This window comes from Arthrobacter sp. I3 (assembly GCF_000520575.1).
Lineage (GTDB): Bacteria > Actinomycetota > Actinomycetes > Actinomycetales > Micrococcaceae > Arthrobacter > Arthrobacter humicola_A.
The window spans coordinates 31,310-33,041 of record NZ_KI914928.1; the positions used below are offsets into that span (position 1 = coordinate 31,310).

At 65.5% G+C, this 1,732-nt stretch carries 4 pseudogenes; 2 read left to right on the forward strand and 2 right to left on the reverse strand.

Annotated features, from left to right (window positions below):
- Positions 1–409 (reverse strand): annotated as a pseudogene (locus Y706_RS25315) (sugar phosphate isomerase/epimerase); the annotation flags it as partial.
- 194 nt (positions 410–603) lie between these two features.
- Between Y706_RS25315 and Y706_RS28190 the strand changes: the two are divergent.
- Positions 604–852, forward strand: a pseudogene (locus tag Y706_RS28190) (MFS transporter); the annotation flags it as partial.
- Here the strand turns inward: Y706_RS28190 and Y706_RS30230 are convergent.
- Positions 847–1,275, reverse strand: a pseudogene (locus tag Y706_RS30230) (sugar phosphate isomerase/epimerase); the annotation flags it as partial. The pseudogenes Y706_RS28190 and Y706_RS30230 sit on opposite strands and share 6 nt — an antisense overlap.
- A 194-nt stretch (positions 1,276–1,469) precedes the next feature.
- Here Y706_RS30230 and Y706_RS28200 point away from each other — a divergent pair.
- Positions 1,470–1,732, forward strand: a pseudogene (locus Y706_RS28200) (MFS transporter); the annotation flags it as partial.

The window sequence follows — 1,732 nt, forward strand, 5'->3', positions numbered from 1 at the left end:
CGGTGAGTTGCGCGGCAATGGTGTCCAGGTCCTCGTCGAGGCTGCGGACCGGGTCGCGGCCGAGGGCGCCGCAGGGCAGGACCAGCGCCTTGGCGCCCGTGCCGGCTGCCAAGGTGAGCAGCGCGTCAAGGTGCCGGTTTCGTGCTGCCTGTGCGTCGGCGTCGAGCAAGGCGTTCAGGTCCCCGATGTCCCCGTTGACCGACCGGACCCGCAGCCCGGAGGCAACCACCCCGGCCGTGACGGCGGCGACGGCATCGGCGTCGAGGTCGTAGGGAACGTGGTCGCACACTCCGGGTAGCGCACCGAGATCCAGTTCCTCGAAGCCGAGGCCCTCGATGGTGCGCAGGGCCTCTGGCAGGCTCCGGTGGCGGAAGCTGATGGACGAGCAGCCGAGTCGGGAATTGAACATCGTCGTTGATCCTCTGGTTGCGCCCGGAGGCGGTGGTGATATGGACCACACTATAGAATTCGACTGTCAACAGTCAACCTTTGAAGTTGACTGTTGACATTGTCTTATGGCGCGGGTCACACTGGCGTATCATCTGTTAACAGTCGACAGTGTCGGTGCGGAAGCGTCGGCAGCTCTCTTCGAAAGGGATTGACATGAGCAACGAAGCTCTCACCATGCGGGGCCCGGTGCACGGCACCAGGGAAGCGAAACGGGTCGCGATCGGCTCCAGCGTCGGCGCCGTCATCGAAACCTATGACTTCATCGGCTTCGGCACAGCGGCTGCCCTGTACTTCGGTACGGCCTTCTTCCCCACCGGCGATCCTGTGACCGGAACCCTGGCTGCCTTCGCCACCCTGGGTGTCGGCTTCGCGGCGCGCCCGATCGGCGGCATCATCGGCGGCCCGCCGCTTGGCGGCGGTGAGTTGCGCGGCAATGGTGTCCAGGTCCTCGTCGAGGCTGCGGACCGGGTCGCGGCCGAGGGCGCCGCAGGGCAGGACCAGCGCCTTGGCGCCCGTGCCGGCTGCCAAGGTGAGCAGCGCGTCAAGGTGCCGGTTTCGTGCTGCCTGTGCGTCGGCGTCGAGCAAGGCGTTCAGGTCCCCGATGTCCCCGTTGACCGACCGGACCCGCAGCCCGGAGGCAACCACCCCGGCCGTGACGGCGGCGACGGCATCGGCGTCGAGGTCGTAGGGAACGTGGTCGCACACTCCGGGTAGCGCACCGAGATCCAGTTCCTCGAAGCCGAGGCCCTCGATGGTGCGCAGGGCCTCTGGCAGGCTCCGGTGGCGGAAGCTGATGGACGAGCAGCCGAGTCGGGAATTGAACATCGTCGTTGATCCTCTGGTTGCGCCCGGAGGCGGTGGTGATATGGACCACACTATAGAATTCGACTGTCAACAGTCAACCTTTGAAGTTGACTGTTGACATTGTCTTATGGCGCGGGTCACACTGGCGTATCATCTGTTAACAGTCGACAGTGTCGGTGCGGAAGCGTCGGCAGCTCTCTTCGAAAGGGATTGACATGAGCAACGAAGCTCTCACCATGCGGGGCCCGGTGCACGGCACCAGGGAAGCGAAACGGGTCGCGATCGGCTCCAGCGTCGGCGCCGTCATCGAAACCTATGACTTCATCGGCTTCGGCACAGCGGCTGCCCTGTACTTCGGTACGGCCTTCTTCCCCACCGGCGATCCTGTGACCGGAACCCTGGCTGCCTTCGCCACCCTGGGTGTCGGCTTCGCGGCGCGCCCGATCGGCGGCATCATCGGCGGGCACCTTGGGGACAA